The sequence below is a fragment of the Roseburia sp. AF20-18LB genome (assembly GCF_003461185.1).
Taxonomy (GTDB): Bacteria; Bacillota; Clostridia; order Lachnospirales; family Lachnospiraceae; genus Roseburia_C; species Roseburia_C amylophila.
In genome coordinates, this window is the sequence record NZ_QTWP01000004.1 from 157,325 (window position 1) to 179,181 (window position 21,857).

Below are 21,857 nucleotides of genomic sequence, written 5' to 3' on the forward strand. Positions count from 1 at the left end.
TTTGCCAACTCCTCTCAATCCATCTTCCATTTCCCTATATTTTAAAATAACTCTCCAATAGTTTTGTTTATAAATGCTGCCCTTCCCATGCCGGAAAGGGCAGCATAGTTATTGTTCTTTTACTGATTATTCAGCTTTTAAGTATGAATAGGAGTCATGTACTGCGGATTTGAAATCTGCGATTGCAGTATCTTTATCCTTGTTTCCTGCTGCATACTCTTTCACCTGAGTAGACCAAGCAGAGTTGATGTTCTGATCTTCTGCTGTTGCATTCTTAGCACTGATGGAATCAGCCATTGGTAAGTAGAATGCCATGATATCCTGACCAGCTGCTTCATATAAGTAGTCACATGTTGCGCCTGCTTCAGAAATCTTCTTAACAGCTTCTTTGTTGTTTACGAAATCACTGTTCTTTGCATTGATAGATACCATGAAGTCTGTGTCACAGGTAAATGCTTTGATAATTGTTCCAGCCATTTCTTTGTCTGCACAGTTAGCTGTTGCTGCAAGTCCTGTACCACCCCAGTAGAACTGTTCCGGAGCATTTACAAGGATTGTGTTACCTTTCCAGGTATCTTTTAAGCTCCAGTATGTGAACCATGGGCATCCACAGTAAGCAACTGCTGCATTAGATGTCTCGCCGTCACCTTCCATGTTTGCATACCAGTCTGTTGACCACTGGTCTGTTTCATAGGTTAATCCTTCGTCTACCATTGTCTTAGCAAGTTCCATATACTGTGTCATGTTATCATCAACAGAAATAACATCGTCATCGCCATACCAGCCGGTTGCTCTTGAGTTAGAAAGTACACGGAAGCACTCATCATAACCGGAGAACAGTTTACATTTTCCATTAGATGCATCATTTACTTTTCTTGCTGCATCAAGAACACCATCCCATGTAGAGAACATTGTGCTTAATTCATTTACATCAGTTGTTCCAAGATATTTCTCACAAAGGTCTGCTCTTAACTGGAAACATCCAGGAGTAGCCTGCCAGAATAATGCTTTTACATTGTTTGCATCAGAAGAATCTTCGCCGGATACAGTTCCAAGATCCAGATTGTACTGATACTGATTTGCATAATCATCTGCTGTAATTCCACAGTCACCAACTGAGGTCAGCCAGTCACTGTTTACATATTTCAAAACGTAGTCAACCTCAAGTCCCATCAGGTCTGGATACAATTCATTATCAGGATCATCTAAGATTTCATCAATCTTTGTCTGATAATAATCAGATCCACCTGCATTTACGAATACGATACGTTTTGCAAGGTCTGGGTACTGCTCTGCAAACGGTCCATCCAAAATGTTCTTGATGTCATCGTTCCAGCCCCATACTACGAATGCATCATCTGCACTTGGATCACCGGTGATGGTGTTCTCTACTTCTGTAGAATCAGAACCACTGTCTGTGTCCGTATCTGCATCTGCTGTTCCTTCTGTGTTGGATGCATCATTGTTCGCATCCTTTGTGTCATCCCCTGATCCACATCCAGCTACCATAGCTGCTACCATGGATACGCATAATAAAGTACTGATAAGTTTCTTTTTCATTGAGTTCTCCTCCTTCTCATTTTTCATCCTCCTCGGATGTTGTTTCAGGCAGCTCTCCTACCGACTGGCCGGTAATCAATGTGCCCTCTATAACGACTCTCTCTATGAGAGTAGTTCTCGGTTTCTCGATGGCATCAATCAGACGCCGTGCTGCTTCTCTTCCTATTTCTTCTGTATCCTGACGAATCGTTGTGATTCTCGGATGAGATAACTGGGAAATTCTTGTTCCGTCATATCCTGCAATAGAAACATCTTCCGGGATATGCATCCCACGTTCCATAATCACGTTTTTCCCTCCGATTAAAGAGGTGTCATCCGGATAAAGAATACAGGTTGGCGGGTCATCCATATCAAGTAAAATTTCTGTCTGCTCCGCCGCTCCCTTTGTTTCCAGATAAGCAGCTTCCCGAATGTAATCCTCATTTACCTTAATATGAAGTTCTTCCATCGTCCGGTAAAAGCTTGTAAGTCTTTCTCTTGTTACATTCGAGTTTTTCTGTCCATGTATGTAAGCAATTTTTCGGTGACCCTTCTTATATATATACTTCAGCAGCTCTTCCATTCCTTTTACATTATTGGAACAAACTGCTGTGCAATTGTAATGTGTATAATCAATGGTCACTACCGGGAATGCACTGTTCATTAATTCAAGCACTCCCTGGCTGGCAAAATCAGCACACACGATAACGATTCCTTCAAAGTTCCGGTATCTGCAATGTTCAAAAAATGAGGTTTTCTTTACTCCGTAACTGTTGTTGATAAATGTTACATCATATCCCATCTTCTCAACCTGCACCTTAATTCCATTTAGCACACCTGAAAAATATTCATGTGTCAGACCACTTCCTGCTTCTTCCTGAAACAGGACTCCTACATTGTAGGAACGGTTGGTCTTTAATGCTCTGGCAGCTGCATTTGGAAAATACCCCATCCGCTCTGCTGTCTCTCTTACTCTTGCTTTTGTTTCTTCTCCAATATCATGTTGTCCATTCAGTGCTTTGCTAACTGTTGCAGTTGATACACCACATTCTTTCGCAATGTCTTTTAAAGATACCATCTTTTGCACCTCACTGTTTTGAGTTGCTTTTCTTAATCGTTTTCGTAGCTTTATCATAACATATTCAGTGTGAAATGCAACTATTTTTTGTATATTTGTAACAGTTATCCAGTTTTAAGTCGTCAGTTTTGTGCATTTTTTACTAATCTTGTTTTCTTTCTTCTATATTAAGTCGATTTTTTCTTTCTCTTTACTTAATCGTTATCACTCGGTGTTTTCGATTCATATGACAAAAAGCTGTCATTTTCGCTCTTTTCTCCTAAAATGCATACTTTCTTCAATATTTCTGTTGCTTTTTCCTGATTCTTATATTATACTCAACCTAAAGAAATACCTCTCTTAATCGTTTTCGGACTTATTGTATTTAAGGAGGTTATTTAATTATGAAATTTGGACATTTCGATGATGCAGCGAAAGAATATGTCATCACTTCCCCAAAGACTCCACTTCCATGGATCAACTATTTAGGATGTGAAGATTTCTTTTCACTGGTTTCTAACACCTGCGGAGGATACAGTTTCTATAAAGATGCCAAGCTCCTTCGTCTTACAAGATATCGTTACAACAATATTCCTTATGACAGCAATGGACATTATTACTATATCAAAGATGGTGACACCATCTGGAATCCGGGATGGATGCCAGCCAAGACTGAATTAGATTCCTATCAGTGCCGGCATGGATTAGGCTACTCTGTTTTTGAGGGAAGCAAAAATCAGTTATCCGCAGATCTGACCATGTTTGTTCCTATGGGAAATACCTGTGAGATTAACAAACTGACACTGACCAACCACGGCAGCGAACACAAAGAAATTTCCGTATTCTCTTATGTAGAATTCTGTCTGTGGAATGCCATGGATGATATGACAAACTTCCAGCGTAACTTCAGTACTGGTGAAGTGGAAATTCACGGCTCTGCCCTTTATCATAAGACAGAATACCGCGAACGCCGTAATCATTATGCGGTATATGCTGTAAATACCCAGCTTGCCGGATTCGATACCGACCGTGAATCTTTCCTTGGTGCTTATGGCGAAAATTCCGCGCCGGAAGTTGTCATAAACGGAACCTCTAAGAACTCTGTAGCAAGCGGCTGGTCTCCGATTGGTTCCCACCATATCAAGGTTTCTCTTGCACCGGGCGAATCAAAATCCTTTGTTTTTGTACTGGGTTATGTAGAGAATCCGGTTGCCGAGAAATGGGATGGTCCTGCTGAAAACGGATGCATCAACAGAAAACCTGCAGAAGAATTATTAAAGCGTTTTGATGCCCCAGAAAAAGCTGACGCTGCTTTAGCAGAATTAAAAGAATACTGGAATAACCTTTTAAACCACTTTACCGTATCTTCTTCCGAAGAGAAGTTAGACCGTATGGTAAACATCTGGCATCAATATCAGTGTATGGTTACCTTTAATATGTCACGTTCCGCTTCCTATTTCGAATCCGGAATTGGACGAGGCATGGGCTTCCGTGATTCCTGTCAGGATCTTTTAGGATTTGTTCATCTGATTCCGGACCGTGCAAGACAGCGTATTTTAGATATCGCATCCACCCAGTTTGAGGATGGAAGTGCTTACCATCAGTATCAGCCACTTACCAAAAAAGGAAATGCTGATATCGGAAGCGGATTCAATGATGACCCGTTATGGCTCATTGCCGGTACTGCTGCTTATATCAAGGAGACCGGAGATTACTCCATTTTAGATGAAATCACTCCTTATGATAATGACGAAAGCAAAGCAACCGATTTTATGGAACATTTAAGACGTTCCTTCAACTATACCAGAACACACTTAGGACCACATGGACTTCCTCTGATTGGACGTGCTGACTGGAATGACTGTCTGAACTTAAACTGCTTCTCAGAAGAGCCGGGTGAATCCTTCCAGACCTTCGGACCATCTGAGGGACCAAATGCAGAGTCTGTATTTATCGCAGGCATGTTTGTAAAATATGGTAAAGATTATGTAGAAATCTGCAAACACAGAGGTCTGGAAGAAGAAGCCAAAGAAGCGGAAGAAGCAATTGCTTCCATGGAAAAAACCGTTCTCGATGCCGGCTGGGATGGCGAATGGTTCTTAAGAGCTTACGACCACTACAAACAGAAAATCGGTTCCAAAGAATGTGACGATGGTAAAATCTTTATCGAGCCGCAGGGATTCTGTGTTATGGCAGAAATCGGACTGAAAGAAGGCAATTGTCTTCAGGCAATGCAGTCTGTTGAAAAATACTTAGATACCAAATACGGTATTGTACTGCTGCAGCCACCTTATCACAAATACCATGTAGAGCTCGGTGAAATTTCTTCCTATCCACCTGGATACAAAGAAAATGCAGGTATCTTCTGTCACAACAATCCATGGATTTCCATTGCAGAAACAGTCGTTGGACGTGGCGACCGTGCATGGCAGGTATACACCAGAACCTGTCCTGCTTATATCGAAGATATCAGCGAAATCCACCGCACTGAGCCATATGTGTACTCTCAGATGATTGCCGGAAAAGATGCACCAAACTTCGGTGAAGCAAAGAACAGCTGGCTTACCGGTACTGCTGCATGGACTTTCCTTGATGTATCCCAGTATATCTTAGGTATCCGTCCGGATTATGATGGTCTTGTAATTGACCCATGTATTCCATCTACTTTATCCGGTTTTACCGCAAAACGTGATTTCCGTGGTGTAACTTATCACATCCAGGTAAAGAATCCAAATGGTGTACAGAAAGGTGTCAAGGTTCTTACTGTGGATGGTGTTATTGCTGATGGCAATATGATTCCATTTGATCCGTCTAAGAAAGAAGTTACTGTTGAAGTAATTATGGGTTAAGCAAAATACCTCCCTTTATTTATCTTATATAAAATCAATCCATGATTCAAAAGAAGGGCGTATGAAAAAACGAAAGTTTTTTCATACGCCCTTCTTCTATATACTTCTTTTATAACCTGCTGCTCTTACAATTCACAGGTATTAACGGTTCTCGGGAACGGAATGACATCACGGATGTTTGCCATACCGGTAAGATACATGACGCATCTTTCAAATCCAAGTCCGAAGCCTGCATGTCTTGCAGAACCATATTTACGTAAATCAAGATAGAAGCTGTAATCTTCCTCTTTTAATCCAAGTTCATGGATTCTTTCTAATAATTTATCGTAGTCATCCTCTCTCTGGCTTCCTCCGATAATTTCTCCGATTCCTGGCACCAGACAGTCAACTGCTGCAACTGTCTTGCCATCCTCATTGAGTTTCATATAGAAGGCTTTGATTTCCTTTGGATAATCTGTTACAAATACCGGTCTCTTGAAAACCTGCTCGGTTAAGAAACGCTCATGCTCGGTCTGAAGGTCACAGCCCCAGGATACCTTATAATCAAATTTATCATTATTCTTCTCCAGAAGTTCAATGGCTTCTGTATAAGTCACTCTTGCGAAATCGGAATGTAATACATTATTCAGCCGTTCAATCAGACCCTTGTCTACGAAGGAATTAAAGAACTGCATTTCTTCCGGTGCATGTTCCATAACATAGGAAATAATATATTTCAGCATACTCTCTGCCAGTACCATGTCATCTTCCAGATCTGCAAATGCAATTTCCGGCTCAATCATCCAGAACTCTGCAGCATGTCTTGTAGTATTGGAATTCTCTGCCCTGAAGGTTGGTCCAAAGGTATAAATATTTTTGAACGCCAGTGCAAAGGTCTCTCCGTTTAACTGTCCACTTACGGTAAGATTGGTTGGTTTTCCAAAGAAATCCTGTGTATAATCAATGCTTCCGTCTTCCTTGTGTGGAATGTTATTTAAGTCCATGGTAGTAACCTGGAACATTTCTCCCGCACCCTCACAGTCACTTCCGGTAATCAGCGGAGTGTGTACATAGACAAAGTCCCTCTCCTGGAAGAACTTATGAATTGCATATGCAATCAGGGAACGTACACGGAATACTGCCTCAAAGGTATTGGTACGTGGTCTTAAATGTGAAATAGTTCTTAAATATTCGAAGCTGTGGCGTTTCTTCTGTAACGGATAATCTGGTGCAGATGCGCCTTCAATTACGATTTCCTCTGCCTGAATTTCAAATGGCTGTTTTGCTTCCGGTGTAGCTTCCAGCACTCCGGTAACAACAATAGCTGCACCAACATTAATTTTGGTAAGCTCCTGAAAATTCTCCAGTCCGTCTGCATATACTACCTGCAGTGGCTCAAAGAAAGTTCCGTCATTTACTACGATAAATCCGAAGTTTTTAGAATTACGGTTACTTCTTACCCAGCCTCCGACGGTAATCTTCTTACCTACATAATCTTCCTGATGGTGAAATAAATCTCTGATGTCAACAAGTTCCATTTTTCTATCCCCCTTAGATAAAAAATTTTCTAATCCTTTTTAGTTTTCTGTATTTAATTCAGTATCTGTAACATTTTCTGTTCCTGCCTCATCTTCAACAGTTGCACTGTCAACTACTTTCTGAAGTGCCAGATTGCATACATATACTTTCTTTAAATATTCTTTTCCGCTGTCTGCGCTCAATCCATATGATTTGTATAATGTGGATTCATCGCTGTAGCTGTAATTGCTCATAAGATTTCCAACGTAGCTGTCAAAGCCATCCTGGTCAAACTCAATGCCTTCCTTTTCTGCAATTGCCTCTAAAATCATCTGTGTCTTAAGATCTGATGTCACTTCGTCAGTTACATTGCTTACAAATTCATCATAATCCTGATTTGCTGTATTTTCCACATAATCCTTAAGGCTGCTTCCATCGCTGCAGTAATAGGATTCATACTGTGCCATTACCTCTTCCATACGGGCATCCAGAAGTCCATCCGGAAGTTCCTTTACGGTACATACCTCTCCTAACTTGTCCATTACTGCAGAACGGATTGCAGATTTCTTGGAGGATTCCTTAGAAGATTCCAGATAATTGCGTGCATCTGCCTTCATCTCATCTACCGTATCATAGCCAAGGCTGGCCTTAGCATTGACATATGCCACATATTCATCTGTCATATTGTCATAAGTAATATCCTGCTTCTCAACAATTTTATTGATGGTTACATTAAACACAACCGCCTGTCCTGCCAGATCTGTATTTTTATAGCTTTCCGGGAATGTAAGATTCAAGGTTACTTTATCCCCTACTTTTGCACCGATCAGTCCTTCTTCGAAGCCGTCAATAAACGTATTGCTTCCAATCTCTAAGACCGTATCTGTTGCAGTTCCACCGCTGAATGCCACGCCATCTTTTAATCCTTCATAATCGATATTTACAGCATCTCCATCCTCTACCACTGTTTTATCCGTATCTGCATAGTATGGATAGTTGGTAATTACGCTATTCTCAATAAAAGTCTTCACATCATCATCACTTACGGAATAATCGTCTGTCAAAGCTACTGACAATCCCATATAATCGCCCAGTTCCACATAATCAAGCGGGTCAAAATCAATTGCCGCACTGGATACCACTTCTGTGCTCTCTGTATTCTCTACCGATTCACTTTTCTTGTCTTTTCCACAGCCAGTTACTGAAAATGCCAGTGTCAGGCATAACAATACTGCTACTATTTTCTTCTTCATGTTTATTTCCCTTCTGTCTTTCATTCAAAGGCTGGATTTTTCCAGTCAGTCATACTTTCTAAAGATACCACATTTTCACCGAAAATAAAAGCATTTCATAGAATTTTTCGCATTTGCAGGTTGTCAATCCTGCCAATCAATGATACAATCATATTTGGATTTTACTTAAGGAGGTTTTCATCGTGCCAAAATTTGCGATTGTATTATTAACAATACTGATTATTATGATTATTGCCCTGATTGTTCTTTATTTTGTGGGCAAACGAGCTCAGAAAAAGAAAGAAGAACAGGATGCCCAGATTGCAGCAGCAGCACAGACCATTTCCATGCTGATTATCGATAAGAAGAAGATGCGGCTTAAAGATTCCGGTCTTCCGGCAAATGTCATTGCCCAGACCCCGAAAATGCTCCGCCGTTCCAAACTTCCAATCGTCAAAGCAAAGGTTGGTCCAAAGGTTATGACTTTAATCTGTGACGGACAGATTTTTGATTCCGTTCCGGTTAAGAAGGAAGTAAAAGCTACTGTCAGCGGGCTTTACATTACTGCAGTAAAAGGAATGCGTGGTCCTATCGAAGCACCTGCCAAAAAGAAAAAAGGCTTTATGGCAAAGTTAAAAGAAAAAGCTGGTAAATAAAATAACTTGAGCTGGGTTTTCACCCAGCTCTATTTTTATACATCCAGCTACGCAAGACTGAATTCGCCTTTTTCTTTTGATGCAATCTTCATCTTAATGGTACAGTCTGCCAGATGCTCATAGTTTACCTCCAATGCATAATCTATCTGCACATCAATACAATGTTCTGTCTCTTCCACTTTAATATCCTTTGCATCAATTCCAACCAGAAGATTTCCAAATGGCGTTCCATAATAAGACATATTTTTCCGGTTCTTTTCAAAGACCATGTGTACATTGGAAACTCCTTTTTTTGTAATATCAATACAGTTTTCCTGCATCTTGATTATATTCTTTGTGCTTCCTTCAAAACCTTCATTTACTTCTTCATACAGCACATAATGTTTTCCGTTTTTCTGGTAATAATCCCCTACTGTAATCACTTCAACCGGCTCTGCTTCTCCTTCTGCCGGCATCTGTAATCCGCTGATTGATACAATTACATCTTTTGTCATCTAATCCGCTCCTTCTATAGAAATCCAGGTCAGTATAGCACTATTTATCCCAGAAATCCAGCCATTTCCATGAAATCTTATAATTCTTCTCTTCCATCAGAGACTGATATTCCGTCTCACTCAAGATATCCTTCAATACCTTTTCTGATTTACCATCCACAACCTCATAGACACTTCCTTCAAAGCACATATTCGGATACATGACACACCACCAGTTATGTCCCATGCCTGCTCCGATAATCACTTCCAGTGCCTGATAAGTTCCCGCCGGGAACGTATAACTGCCATAGGTCTTTACCGGGAACTCCACGGAAGATAATTTCACCTCTACCGGATAATCATAGCCCTCCTGCCGGATGACTTCTTTTGCAATATGTATAATTTCCGGGAAGTGTTCTCTTGCAATCCGGCTGCTTTCTTCGGCTGTCTTAGCATCCTGCAAAAGTTCTCCCATTTCTTTTCCAACAGCATCCCGCACCTTAAGCTTCAGTGCCTGATCTGCTTCCCCATCACTGTTTGCCCTGACATGGAAACGCAGAATCTTTTCTGCAATGTCCTCCTGCATTCTTCGCCCCTCATAAGCCTTTTTCGCACTGCCTGCCGTAAATACCAACAGTAATAACAGCATGCCATAGAACAACGCCCTTTTTAAATACAATTTTTTTCGGTTATATTCTTTCATGGTAAAACTCCTTTTCATGTTTCTGATTTCTTATTTCTTCTTTTCCTTGCTACACTTTCTTTCGCCATACTATTCTGACTTTCTATCTGGAATATAACCGAAAAAATTTTTTCTATACATTTTGATAACTTTTTGGGGGAGAAAATTTTATGTAGAAATGGGGTGGGGTTGTAAATTTTTCTTGGTGGGATGCGGCTGAGCTTGTAACTTTTCTTTTTGGGGACACGGTTGAGTTTGCGACTTTTCTCTCAAAAGTCGCTGGTGAAGTTGATTTGGGTATAATTTAAGAAAAATGACTCTTTTTTGCCCAATCTCCTCTGCTGTTATCTCCGAAGTTCTCTCGGTTTGGGTAAGATTCTAGAAAAATGAAGTCTTTTTACCCAATCAGAAGCAAATAACAAAGACTATGCTTCCTTCTGCAACTCATTTTGGGCAAAAAGTAATGTAATCTTTCTGTTTTTGCCCAATCTAAGTCAAATTAATAAATTAACTTAAGAAATAATAGGCTGCCGTCAGCATCACCAGAACCAGACATCTTACAAAGATGTTGCCAATGTTACCAGTGTAACCGGGTGTCCAGCATCCTACGGAGATGTCACCAGCGTGACATCCCAATGATATTCCACTGTCAGGTTTTTCCGGTAACTGCTCCAATCCTTCTGATATTGCAAATAAATATCTCTTGCATATGCCCCTAATTTATAATAACTGTTTGTTCCATCTGCATTCTGATTCTGTTGCAATTTTTCTGTCATGGCATCCATCTTTTCTTCCAAAGTCTGCTCTATTTCTGCTTCCACTTCCAGCAGTGCATTTTCATCCTGACTGTCTGTATGAAGGTCTTCCAATTTTTCATCCCTGTGCCTTGTTTTCTGCAGCAGTTCCCTGTTGCCCTGATACTTTCCATCCGCCTTTATTGTAACGGTTTCCGTCACCTGGCCATTCTGCTCCGTAAAAGCATAGCTGCAGCATAAATTACTAAGTGTTACACTTTCTGCATCTTCAAGTGAAATGCTGTAGCTTTTCATCTTCTGCTCTGAGAGCAAAGCCAGTTCTCCCGTTTCCCGGTCCACTTTGCCTGCTGCCGTCCTGCCCTGCATCAGATAATATTTTTCCAGTATCATTTTATCTTCTGCACAGTTAATATAGGGAATCCACAGATTTTCGTTCTCATTTTCCCATATCCGGAACAGGCTGCCCAGGGTAACTGCCTCACTGTCCTTAAAACGTTCATCCGAGGCAATTCTTTCATTCAGATAAGTTCCTACCGGCTCTTTTAAAACTGTATCCATCTCCATCACCTGATCCGGTTCATCCTCCGTAACAAAAAGCAGCGTATTCCTCGAAAAAAGATTTTCCTCTTCCAGATACCCAAGAAATGCCCCCAGCTGCTTTTCATTCTCTAACAGCGACCTGTTTAGAATCAATGCCTTTAAATGGTTATAATCCATCTCTCCAGGATTTTCCCCATCTGCATGTAAAAACAGCTCCATGCAGTCTTTTCCTTCCGCCAGAAGTACCGATGTATTCTCTTTTTCGCTTTTCTCATCTGCCACATCCTTAAGCTGCTCAAAACCAAATGCCATCTGATAGTTCTCCTTTGTCAAAGTCAACGCTGCTGCCAATGGAAAATTCCGTTCTTCCAACTCTGTATTCCCACAGCCGCCAAGGCATAAGACTGCCAAAAATATCATGGAAACAATTGTCACGATTCTATTTTTCATACTGCTGCTCCTTTCCACCATTTTTTCCGCTATCCTTTTTCACTATCCCTTTTCACTATCCCTTTTCCCGGCATTTCCTTATCTCTCCAATGCACAGCGGAAAAATTACCGTCAACGGAAGAAATGCAATTGCCTGAATCCATATAAATATTATTTTCCACTCCGGTAACCGGTAAAAAAGCAATGTGACTGCAAATGTAAGAACCATTACAATTAGTATTATCAATTTTTCTATACTTTTCGCATCGGCTTTTCCCTGAATCGCTTCATTTTTCCCATCCGCTTTCTGGTGCCCTTCCTTTTGCCATACAGCTTTCAGCAAATCTGAGGCATAAAACATTCCGGTATTGATAAATGCGTAAATTGTAAAGAACCAGATTGCTACCATAAAGGCATCCTGCCGTTCGAAGAAACCGCCCGGCAGTTTTATCATGCTCATTAATGTAATTGCCGGATATTTCATTTTCGGCAGCATGCCACTGCCAAAGATGCCAAGCGTAATCAGATAGATTGCAGCATTAAAAATCACTGTAACACAAAGGCTTTTCCGGCATGTCCGTCCTACACGGACATTTTCTGCAAGATAGGGCTGTAAAAACAAAACAAATGCCATTGTGCCATACAGAAGCACAACTGCCGCTGTCCCTTTCACAAAGTTTCCCCAGGAATGTACCATTACCGGAGTCCAGTAAATCGTATTGACATCCTTTGTTGCCAGAAGCAGCATTAAAATAAGTGGAAGAAATACAAACCAGAACAGGATTTCATACACCCGGGCACGCCCTTCGATGCCCTGCCAGATTCCATAGCCACATAAAAGCATTAGTAAAACTGCTGCCAGCACAAATGAACTATCCTTTAACAATTCACTCACCATCAGGTCACTTAAAAGAAATAAGCCATAACCCGCCAGCAGAATTCCCTCGACTGTATAGACTACCAATACAAAAATGCGAATAAAACCATTGCCTTGTTTCTTTAAAATCTCCGGATAACTTTTCCCGATGTTACTGATATTGCTGGTATTACTGCCATTTCTGGTATTACTGTTTTTCCGCTTTTCCTGTAGCAGCTCTGGAAGAAAGGTAAATAGATACACCGGCACTGCTCCCAGCAATATGGCAAATACGCCGTCTGTCCCAAGCATTTTTCCTAACAGTCCGGGAAGCAGCAACGTACTGATTCCGCACATATCAAAAATCAGGAGCCTTGCCATCTGCCTCTCTGATATTTTCTGATTTTCTGAAAACATAATTACTTTTTCCTCCTAAGCCGCAGACGATTGTGGCGTCTCGCAAAAACCGGTCTGTGCCGCAATTGATATAATGGCAGACGTAGCAGACTGTCCCGCTCATCCTGATAATCCGTTACATCTGCGCCTACAAAGGGCATCAGATATGGAATGCCAAAACTCTTAAGATGCGACAGATGAATGAGTACCGCAAGTAAAGCCATCAAAAAGCCAAAAAAGCCCAGCCACGCACACATGGCAATAAAGAAAAATTTCAAGATGCGAAATGCTGTTGCAAATTCTTCATTGGGTACCGCAAAGGAACAAAGTGCTGTAAATGCCACCACAATTACCACGATAGGACTGACCAGATTTGCTTCCACCGCCGCCTGTCCGATAATCAGCCCACCGACAATTCCTATGGTATTCCCCATAGCTCCCGGAAGGCGCACGCCTGCTTCCCGCAACAGTTCAAAGGATAACTCCATCAAAAGTACCTCTACCACCCCGGGAAACGGCACTCCTTGTCTTGCTGCTGCAAAGGATAACAGCAATTTCGTCGGCAGTATCTGTGTATGAAAATTGCAGACTGCAAGATACAGTCCCGGTAATGTCATGGCAAAAAAGGAAGCCAGAAAACGTAACATTCTTCCCAATGATGCAATTTCCCAGCGATTGTAATAGTCATCACTGGTCTGTATGAAGGAGTTATAATCCGTCGGCAGAATCAGTGCAATTGGTGAATTATCCGCAATCAGCACTACCCTTCCCTCTAAAATCGCCATGGCTGCACGGTCTGGCCGCTGTGTGGTCTGAAACTGTGGAAATGGAGAATACCATTTTTCCTCTGTAAGCTGTTCAATAATTCCACTGTCTAAGACTCCGTCAATTTCAAATCCATCAAGCCGCTTTTCTACCTCCTCTAAAACTCCGGGATAAATCAAATCCTCCATATACATCAAATCCACATTGGTCTTACTGCGCAGCCCTACCTTTTTCTCTTTTACCTTTACTTTCGGAGAACGAATCCTTTTACGTACTAATGCCGTATTTGCTTTTACGGACTCGGTAAATCCTTCATTAGAGCCCCGGATTACCTTTTCTGAATTTACTTCTGAAATTCCCATAGACGGGTATCCCTTATCCGGAATCTTTAACGCTTTATCATAGCCATCTATAAATAGAATGGTATCTCCGGTCAGAAGACCTGCTGCTGCATCCGAAAAAGTATCAAAGGGCGTAACATCCGATAAGCCAAGGGCATTCTGCGACAGCCGCTCATAGACTTCTTTTTCATTATAATGACACAATTCGTTTAAAAGCCTGCCAACGAGCGATTTCTCAAAAATTGCTCCACCACCGGTTACCTCTATGTATGCTGCCATACACGCAATCTGCTGCTTCTGTCCAATCTTCATGGTTCGCATTTTAATATCCGCACACCCGGAAAATATCTTCTGAAAACGTGCAGCATTTTCCTGCAAACTGGTTGTAATTTCATCATTGTATTCTGCATTACGTTCTGTTGTATGTTCTGCGGTGTGTCCTGCGATATGCTTTGCAGTGTGCCCTGTGATTTTCTCTTCTTTCTGCTGCATAAATCAACTCCTTGGCATAATTTTTATAGTATCGGATGTCCGCCAGCTCTGCATATAAGCATGCGATTTTCCAGTCACCTGTGCATATGCAAAAAGGACAGACCCTGTGCGGTCTGTCCTTAGTGTTTCCGTATTTTGTTTTTTTATTCCTGTTTCTTTATGCTATTGGTCTTGTTCCTGCTGACGGATCATATCTTTGACTGCTTCTGCCTGATTCTTCACATGCTCCCGCATGGTTTCTGAAGCACGGGACTTGTCCTTCCTGCGAAGACTCTCTGCAATATCCTTATGTTCCTTTAATAATCTCGGATAAATCGTCTCGTCCTTTAAATATTCTACACGGTAACGATACATCTGCTCCCGCAGATTGTTCAGCATGGATACCAGTTTTGCATTTCCGGTAGCATTATAAATAGCATCATGAAATGCTACATCTGCCTGTGCAATTTCTTTTACATCATCACTTTTTAAAGAATTTTCAAAATTCTGTCTTGCCTGTTCTAATGCACCAAACTGTTCATCTGTAATCTGTTCTGTTGCAAGCTGCACTGCCAGTTCATCTAATGCTGCCCGGATCTGTAACACATCTTCCATGTCCTTTTCTGTCATACGGGCAACCTCGGCTCCTCTTCTCGGTATGGTTACAGCAAGCCCCTCCTGCTCTAACATCCGGATGGCCTCACGAATCGGAGTCCGGCTGACTCCAAGCTTAGATGCCAGCTGCAGCTCCATCAGTCTTTCACCCGGTTTTAATTCTCCTTTTAATATTGCCTCACGAAGTGTATTAAATACAACATCTCGCAAAGGAAGATATGCATTCATATTTAATTCCAGATTATCTGTCATATATTAACCCTCCAACCCTTTTTATAAAGAGCATGTTGTTATCTTCTATTATTATAAATCTCTGTTACAAAGACCTGCCTTGCGAGCCCGCTCTGGCGTACAATCGCTGCTGCCATTTTTGCCGTTTCCAGTTCATCAAAAAGTCCAAATACTGTCGGACCACTTCCACTCATCATGGCATTCAATGCACCATTTTCCCGCATCAGTTCTTTTATCTTCTCTATCTCCGGATACTTCTTTGCAGTAACCGTTTCTAAAAGATTTCCCATACTACATGCAATTGCCGGCAAATCCTTTGTGCGGATATTCTGTATCAAGGCATCAATGTCAGGATGCTGTGTATGCTCATCCAGCTTCAGATTCTCATAGACATATTTAGTAGATACACTGACCTGCGGTTTGGCAATCACTACCGGACACTTCACCATCGGTGGCAGTGAAGTTAATTTTTCTCCAATGCCTTCTGCCAAAGCTGTACCACGCATGATGCAATACGGTACGTCAGCCCCAATCTGAACGCCCAGTTCCATCAGTTCTTTCCTCTTTATTCCAAGATTGAATAATTCATTGATTCCATAAAGCACACCTGCGGCATCCGTGCTTCCACCTGCCATCCCGGCAGCAACAGGAATCCGCTTATTCAGCCGGATATCAATGCCTTCTTCAATCTGATATTTTTCTTTCATAAGTCTCGCTGCCCGGTAAGCCAGATTACTTTCATCTACCGGAAGAAATCCAAGATTTGTCTCTAAATGTATGCCAGACTCTATTTTCTTAAGATGAAGCTGGTCATATAAATGAATGGTCTGCATAACCATCTTTACTTCATGATACCCATCTTCTCTCCGACGTAATACGTCCAATCCAAGATTTATTTTTGCCAGTGCTTTTACTGCAAGTTCGTCCATTGTTTTTCTCCTGTATTTTGTATACATGATACAAATTTATGTTATCATTTTTTCTAAAAAAGGTCAATTCTTCCTCTTATATTTTGTCCCATTCTTACCGATAAAATATATGAATAAGACTAAGAATGGATACTTAGTAAGCATTTGACCAAGGAGGGTTAAGATTATGGCAATTAATTCTATTAACAATTATGTATCTGCTGCATCCACTGTTGCCACAGATTCCAAAGTTTCTTCTAAGAAGACCGAATCTTCGAAGAATGACACCTCTACCGGTGTTATCTATGAAAAAGGCTCCAGTGACAAGAGCAGTTCTTCCCAAAAGACACAGAACTCTGCTCTCATTGCAAAGATGAAAGCTGATTCTGACAGCCGTATTTCACAGCTTCGCGGAATTGTAGAACAGATGATGAGCAAACAGGGCGCAGCCATTGGCAAAGCCGATGATATGTGGTCTTTCCTTGCAGGCGGTAACTTCACTGTTTCTGCTGATGTAAAGGCACAGGCACAGGCTGATATTGCAGAAGACGGATACTGGGGTGTAAACCAGACCTCTGACCGTATTTTAGATTTTGCAAAAGCATTATCCGGTAATGACAAGTCCAAGGCCCAGGAATTAGCAGATGCTTTTAAAAAGGGCTTCGATCAGGCTACCAAAGCCTGGGGTGGAAAGCTTCCTGATATTTCCCAGCAGACCTATGATAAAGTATTAGAAAAATTCGATAGCTGGATGAATGGAGAAGACGATTAAATCATTTTTAAGCCACTTGCAACTACGAGAAACACGCTTTGCGAGTTTCTCGAGTTATCGCGGTGCTCGCCAAATCTGCACGCAAGCATGCGATTTTTCTCGCTACTCGCGTAAAAAAGAAGCTGCCGGTTTTGGCAGCTTCTTTTATTTTTCTTTATCCGCTCTATTTTTTTCTTCCCGCAATAGCTCTGCTTCCTGTGCTGCCTTGGCCTCTAGAATTGCTTCGTTCAGGGATAACATCTTTGCATCCAGCATAGAAACAATTTCTGCACACTCCCGCAAATCTTTACTGATATATTCCGGTGCATTTCCTTCGAATTTGTAATATATCTTATGTTCAAGACTCGCCCAGAAATCCATTGCAATGGTCCGTATCTGAATCTCAACCTTTGTATCCACTACACGGTCTGATAAAAAAATCGGCACCGTAACCAACATATGATAACTCTTATAGCCGCTTTCCTTCGGATGCCTGATATAATCCTTTACCGATACCACGGTAAGGTCATTCTGTTTTCCAATCATCTCTGCCATACGATAAATATCAGAGGTAAAGGAACATACAATACGGATTCCTGCAATGTCATTTACATAATTGACCATATTATCAATGGTACTCTCGTAACCATATCGTTTCAGCTTCTTTACGATACTCTCCGGCGTCTTAATCCGCCGCTTTATATATTCTATCGGATTGTACTGATGTACATGCTGAAATTCATCATTTAATATTTCAAGCTTGGTTCCAACTTCTTTTAATGCAGAATTATAAAGAAAGATTATGGTATTCCAACCATCTACACCTTCTGTCACTTCAATTGGTGATTCCATTTTCTACTCCTCCATGCATCTACTGCGGAAAATAACCTTTTTATATTTCCGGAATTTTCCTCGTAAGTTATAATATATGCAATAACAATCTAATTTTAGTATAGCACATCTTTGTATAATATGTTTGTTATTAGTTAAATTTTTATCAATTTTTAATAATTATGCACAAGAGGTATTGTTTTTATTTTCTTATGGTATAACTTTTATCTATATTTTCTTAAATCTTTCTTATAAATCGAGCTTCAAATCATTTTCTTTGATCCAGCCAATCTTACGGAAGAACAGACCGAATGCCCAGGTTAAAACACCCGGTAAGATAAAGCATACTAACAGCATTCCAATCCAGTCCATTGGTGTAATGGCTGCCTTGGTGCCGGATGCAATATCATTAATCCAGCCGGTATAAATACCAATCTGACCAACCAGTCCACAGGTTCCCATTCCGGATGCTACGGCTGCACCGTTCATTTGAAGATGGAAGACGCAGGTTGCTATTGGACCTGTTATGGCGGAGCTTAAAATTGCCGGAAGCCAGATTCTTGGATTCCGCACGATATTTCCCATCTGTAACATGGAAGTTCCGATTCCCTGTGCGAAAAGTCCACCCCATTTATTTTCCCGGAAGCTCAGTACTGCAAAACCTACCATGTTGGCACAGCATCCTGCTACTGCAGCTCCTCCTGCCAGTCCGGTCAGTCCCAAAGCTGCACAGATTGCAGCACTGCTGATTGGCAGCGTCAGTGCGATACCTACAATTACAGAGACTAAAATTCCCATAAAGAACGGCTGCAATTCGGTTGCCCACATAATGGCATTTCCTACTGCACTGGCTGCGGCTCCGATTGCCGGTGCCCACCAGATTGATAAGCCTGCTCCGATGAAAATGGTTACAAACGGAGTGACGATAATATCAATTTTAGTTTCTTTGGATACTGCTTTACCGAATTCGGCTGCAAAGATGGTGACAATCAATACTGCCAGCGGTCCGCCTGCTCCACCCAGGGTATTTGCGGCCACACCGACGGCTGCCAGTGAAAAAAGCACCAGTGGCGGACACTGCAAAGCAAAACCAATGGAGATTGCCATTGCCGGGCCGGTTGCTGCTTTGGCATATCCACCGATGTCCACCAGAAGCTGGATGCCAGCCTGCTCACCAATTGTACTGATAATTGTTCCAATTAAAAGAGAAGCAAAAAGACCTTGTGCCATTGCACCTAAGGCATCAATGCCATATCTTTTTGCTGAGATAATAATATTTTTGCGTTTTAAGAACGCTTTTATCTTTTCCATTTTTCTTCCTCCTTGACTTTAACTGTCTTGTCAGTTGTCTTGTCAGTCAAGGAGTAGTTTACCATATCGAGAAAAAAAGTCAAGCTGTTATCTTGCGTAGCCTTTTTCCCGTAATTTTTCTTCTATGATGTCAAGTAATTGTTCTGAATCTGCTTCTACGGTATGAAAGTGTTTATTTCCGGTCAGTGTCTTAAGCGGCTTTGCCTTGCTCTTTGCAACCTTTGCAATAAATTCGTCCACATCCTGACGGCTTTTTAAAATCAGATCCACCGTTATCTGTCCGTAAATATCATGCTCGATTACGACGTCTAAGACTTTCCCACCGAAATCCACGATGGTATAAAGCTCATCCTGTGTCTGTTCATCACTGTGGCTTACTGCAATGGTTCTTCTTGCTTTCTGTGTCTCTTCCGAAGGGTCATAAAGCACATAGCCTTTGTTGGTGCTTAAAATATTCTTATTTACTGCACGAAGCAATGCAATATCCTGTACAATCACCTGACGGCTGACTCCTAATTCTTTTGCCAATTCTGTTCCGGACAAAGGTTTTCCCTTCTCCCCCAGCATCTTAATGATGGTATCCCGGCGCATCTGCCCTTCCATTTTCTTTCCTCCTGACACAGTTACTTAATCCTCTTCAATCACATGAATTTCCAAAAAATCAAATTCAATTTCTTCCACAAAATTATCCTGATAAAACCTGGTCTTTGCATGCCGCTTAAATTCATCCACATTGCGGTCTAACCAGATTGGTTTTCCCAAATCAAAGGTATAGCACACCTCATCTAATGCCCGGAACACCTTATGGGTTCTGGTATCCCCGGAGTCATCACAGATGGTGGTATCCTTTAACATATGATTGTCTTTAAATTCTTTTGCCCATAACCGGAACATCCCTTACCTCCTCTGGCGTGCTGCCTCATACATCAGCAGTGTTGCCGCAATTGCTGCATTCAGTGATTCTACTTTTCCTGCCATTGGAATGTGGATATAGGTATCTGCCATTCTGGCAATCTCATCCGATAATCCATTTCCTTCATTTCCAATTAAAAAGCCTGTGGGTTCTTTATAATCCGGCTCCTCATAAGAAACACTGCCCTGCAGATGGGCACTGTAGAGCTTTATTTTCCGGGACTTTAACTGCATCAATATATCCTGCAGGTTTTCCGTCACGAAAAATGGTACGCGAAAGATACTGCCCATAGTGGAGCGGATGGTCTTTGGATTAAAAACATCTACAGTGGTGCGGTTCATGATAATTCCGCTGATTCCCGCTCCCTCTCCGGTCCGGAACATCGTGCCTAAATTGCCCGGATCCTGAATACTTTCAAGAATCAGAAGATGGGCATTTTCCTTTGGTATTACTTCTTCTAAGGTATAATCCGGCATTTTCACAAGACAAAGGATTCCCTGCGGTGTCTTGGTATCGGACACACTTTCAAACACATGATTGGCAAGTACTTCATAATTTTTCCCCTGCAGAACTTTTACATGGGATTCCTCTTCCATGAAATGCTCGGAAACATAAATTCTATCAAGCCAGCCTTCCGGGATTTCCCGGAACATACGGATTCCTTCCACAACAAAAAGCCTCTGTTCATTACGAACTTTGGCTTTTTTTACTAACTGAATTAAATTTTTCACCTGCGGATTTGCTGTACTGGTAATCATAATAACATCCTATCTGGAAAGATTTCTACAGATCTCATACTGATATTCCGGAATGGATTTGGTCATTGCCAGTGCCTCGTCAATATCATAATCTACGAATTCACCATTTTTATATGCTACAAGACGGTTGGATTTGCCTTCGCACAGCAAATCTACGGCAATGCATCCCATGGTAGATGCATAAACACGGTCTTTACAGGTCGGGCTTCCACCACGCTGCATGTGTCCTAAGATGGTCGCTCTGGTTTCAACTCCGGTTGCTGCTTCAATTCTCTTTGCCATGCTTGCGGAATGACCGATACCTTCTGCATTTACAATAATATGATGCTGCTTTCCACGTTTTCTGTTCTCTATAATATTATTTACAAGCTTCTGCTCGTCATAATCATATTTCTCCGGAAGCAGGATATCCTCTGCTCCATTGGCAATACCACACCACAGTGCAATGTAGCCTGCGCCTCTGCCCATTACTTCAATGATGGAGCAGCGCTCATGGGAGGTTGAGGTATCACGTACCTTATCAATGGCTTCCATGGCAGTATTTACTGCGGTATCAAAACCGATGGTATAATCGGTACAGGAAATATCAAGGTCAATGGTTCCCGGTAATCCGATGGTGTTGATTCCAAGTGCTGCCAGCTTCTGTGCGCCCTTAAAGGAACCGTCTCCACCGATTACGATAATTCCATCAATGCCATGTTTTCTGCAGATTTCAGCACCCTTCTGCTGTCCTTCCGGTGTTACGAATTCCTGACAACGTGCAGTCTGTAAAATTGTTCCACCTCTCTGGATAATGTCTGCTACATCTTTTGCTTCCATATCAATAATCTCTTCCTGCAAAAGACCTGCATAACCTCTCTTAATTCCTTTTACTTTCTTTCCCTTTGCAATAGCTTCCCTTACTACTGCACGGATAGCAGCGTTCATGCCCGGAGCATCCCCGCCACTGGTTAAAACACCAATTGTCTGAATTTCTTTTGACATTCCCTGTTACCTCCTAT

Annotated in this window: 20 protein-coding genes; 3 read left to right on the plus strand and 17 right to left on the minus strand. The window is 41.6% G+C overall.

Features of this window, described 5'->3' with window-relative positions; all coding sequences use genetic code 11:
• Window positions 1-126 precede the first annotated feature (126 nt).
• Together DWX65_RS09750 and DWX65_RS09755 are read right to left on the minus strand one after the other, a co-directional pair.
• Complete coding sequence (locus tag DWX65_RS09750; RefSeq protein ID WP_147326025.1) at window positions 127-1,560, minus strand: hypothetical protein; 1,434 nt, start codon at window positions 1,558-1,560, stop codon at window positions 127-129.
• A 16-nt stretch (window positions 1,561-1,576) separates the two neighbouring features.
• Window positions 1,577-2,617, minus strand: coding sequence for a LacI family DNA-binding transcriptional regulator (locus DWX65_RS09755; protein WP_117697993.1), 1,041 nt, complete (start codon window positions 2,615-2,617; stop codon window positions 1,577-1,579).
• Between the two features lie 383 nt (window positions 2,618-3,000).
• Between DWX65_RS09755 and DWX65_RS09760 the strand changes: the two genes are divergently transcribed.
• Complete coding sequence (locus DWX65_RS09760) at window positions 3,001-5,445, plus strand: GH36-type glycosyl hydrolase domain-containing protein (protein WP_118173356.1); 2,445 nt, start codon at window positions 3,001-3,003, stop codon at window positions 5,443-5,445.
• A 125-nt stretch (window positions 5,446-5,570) separates the two neighbouring features.
• Here DWX65_RS09760 and asnS read toward each other — a convergent pair whose 3' ends face one another.
• Both asnS and tig read right to left on the minus strand, forming a co-directional pair.
• The gene (asnS, locus tag DWX65_RS09765; protein WP_117697991.1) at window positions 5,571-6,962 is read right to left on the minus strand and encodes an asparagine--tRNA ligase; all 1,392 of its coding nucleotides are present in this window, start codon (window positions 6,960-6,962) and stop codon (window positions 5,571-5,573) included.
• Window positions 6,963-7,001: 39 nt separating this feature from the next.
• Window positions 7,002-8,195: a trigger factor gene (gene tig, locus DWX65_RS09770; RefSeq protein ID WP_158552022.1), complete on the minus strand. Its 1,194-nt coding sequence runs from the start codon at window positions 8,193-8,195 to the stop codon at window positions 7,002-7,004.
• A gap of 224 nt (window positions 8,196-8,419) precedes the next feature.
• Between tig and DWX65_RS09775 the strand changes: the two genes are divergently transcribed.
• Window positions 8,420-8,830, plus strand: a complete 411-nt coding sequence (locus DWX65_RS09775; protein WP_117698024.1) for a hypothetical protein — start codon at window positions 8,420-8,422, stop codon at window positions 8,828-8,830.
• 47 nt (window positions 8,831-8,877) lie between these two features.
• On the opposite strand, the gene DWX65_RS09780 is transcribed toward DWX65_RS09775, so the two are convergent.
• The 7 genes from DWX65_RS09780 to ispE form a co-directional block, all read right to left on the minus strand.
• Window positions 8,878-9,324, minus strand: a complete 447-nt coding sequence (locus tag DWX65_RS09780; protein WP_118057301.1) for a DUF1934 domain-containing protein — start codon at window positions 9,322-9,324, stop codon at window positions 8,878-8,880.
• 40 nt (window positions 9,325-9,364) lie between these two features.
• The gene (gene spoIIR, locus DWX65_RS09785; RefSeq protein WP_242997851.1) at window positions 9,365-10,006 is read right to left on the minus strand and encodes a stage II sporulation protein R; all 642 of its coding nucleotides are present in this window, start codon (window positions 10,004-10,006) and stop codon (window positions 9,365-9,367) included.
• A gap of 584 nt (window positions 10,007-10,590) precedes the next feature.
• Window positions 10,591-11,730, minus strand: a complete 1,140-nt coding sequence (locus tag DWX65_RS09790; protein ID WP_158564727.1) for a Ger(x)C family spore germination protein — start codon at window positions 11,728-11,730, stop codon at window positions 10,591-10,593.
• Between the two features lie 55 nt (window positions 11,731-11,785).
• Entirely contained in the window at window positions 11,786-12,982 is a 1,197-nt protein-coding gene (locus DWX65_RS09795) for a GerAB/ArcD/ProY family transporter (protein WP_117697988.1), read from the minus strand.
• Window positions 12,983-12,984: 2 nt separating this feature from the next.
• Entirely contained in the window at window positions 12,985-14,559 is a 1,575-nt protein-coding gene (locus DWX65_RS09800; RefSeq protein ID WP_118173358.1) for a spore germination protein, read from the minus strand.
• Window positions 14,560-14,721: 162 nt separating this feature from the next.
• Window positions 14,722-15,405 (minus strand): GntR family transcriptional regulator, encoded by a 684-nt coding sequence (locus tag DWX65_RS09805; RefSeq protein ID WP_117697986.1) that lies wholly within the window; start codon window positions 15,403-15,405, stop codon window positions 14,722-14,724.
• A 38-nt stretch (window positions 15,406-15,443) separates the two neighbouring features.
• A complete protein-coding gene (gene ispE, locus DWX65_RS09810) occupies window positions 15,444-16,313 on the minus strand; it encodes a 4-(cytidine 5'-diphospho)-2-C-methyl-D-erythritol kinase (protein WP_117947545.1) in 870 nt (289 codons plus the stop codon).
• Window positions 16,314-16,479: 166 nt separating this feature from the next.
• Here ispE and DWX65_RS09815 point away from each other — a divergent pair, with 166 nt between their 5' ends.
• A complete protein-coding gene (locus tag DWX65_RS09815) occupies window positions 16,480-17,064 on the plus strand; it encodes a hypothetical protein (RefSeq protein WP_022243716.1) in 585 nt (194 codons plus the stop codon).
• A gap of 144 nt (window positions 17,065-17,208) precedes the next feature.
• Here DWX65_RS09815 and DWX65_RS09820 read toward each other — a convergent pair whose 3' ends face one another.
• From DWX65_RS09820 to pfkA, 6 genes are all read right to left on the minus strand, one after another.
• Complete coding sequence (locus DWX65_RS09820; protein WP_117697983.1) at window positions 17,209-17,895, minus strand: GTP pyrophosphokinase; 687 nt, start codon at window positions 17,893-17,895, stop codon at window positions 17,209-17,211.
• Between the two features lie 228 nt (window positions 17,896-18,123).
• Complete coding sequence (locus tag DWX65_RS09825; protein WP_117697982.1) at window positions 18,124-19,185, minus strand: PTS transporter subunit IIC; 1,062 nt, start codon at window positions 19,183-19,185, stop codon at window positions 18,124-18,126.
• An 87-nt stretch (window positions 19,186-19,272) separates the two neighbouring features.
• Entirely contained in the window at window positions 19,273-19,788 is a 516-nt protein-coding gene (locus tag DWX65_RS09830) for a transcription repressor NadR (protein ID WP_022242312.1), read from the minus strand.
• Between the two features lie 24 nt (window positions 19,789-19,812).
• Window positions 19,813-20,079: a hypothetical protein gene (locus DWX65_RS09835; RefSeq protein WP_022242313.1), complete on the minus strand. Its 267-nt coding sequence runs from the start codon at window positions 20,077-20,079 to the stop codon at window positions 19,813-19,815.
• Window positions 20,080-20,082: 3 nt separating this feature from the next.
• Entirely contained in the window at window positions 20,083-20,856 is a 774-nt protein-coding gene (locus tag DWX65_RS09840) for a TrmH family RNA methyltransferase (protein ID WP_117841733.1), read from the minus strand.
• Window positions 20,857-20,865: 9 nt separating this feature from the next.
• Window positions 20,866-21,840, minus strand: coding sequence for a 6-phosphofructokinase (pfkA, locus tag DWX65_RS09845; RefSeq protein WP_117841732.1), 975 nt, complete (start codon window positions 21,838-21,840; stop codon window positions 20,866-20,868).
• Window positions 21,841-21,857: the final 17 nt, after the last annotated feature.